Raw genomic sequence first — 296 nt, 5'->3', positions numbered from 1 at the left:
AAGCAGCAAACATAATCATCGGCAAACCGCATCAGTAATGCATCTCCATCGCACCGTGGCTTGACAACTTTTTCGAACCACAGGTCCAGCACATAATGCAGATAGATATTTGCCAAAACTGCGGAAATTACCCCGCCTTGAGGCGTGCCGCTGACAGGGAGGATTACTCCGATGTCTTTCTCAAGTATTCCGGCTTTCAACCATTTCCGAATGAGTCCTAGAAATGACTGATCCTCTATCCTTTGTTCAAGCATTTTCATGAGCCAATCATGATCGATATTGTCGAAGAATCCTTT

Annotated in this window: 1 protein-coding gene; it reads right to left on the bottom strand. The window is 44.9% G+C overall.

The features are described from left to right. Positions 1-296, bottom strand: a 296-nt coding sequence (locus ACYQ8U_RS23360; protein ID WP_459947945.1) for a reverse transcriptase domain-containing protein, incomplete at both ends; no start/stop codon positions are given.

The sequence above is a fragment of the Desulfocastanea catecholica genome, from assembly GCF_054657295.1.
This window is presented reverse-complemented; position numbering and strand designations above follow the sequence as displayed.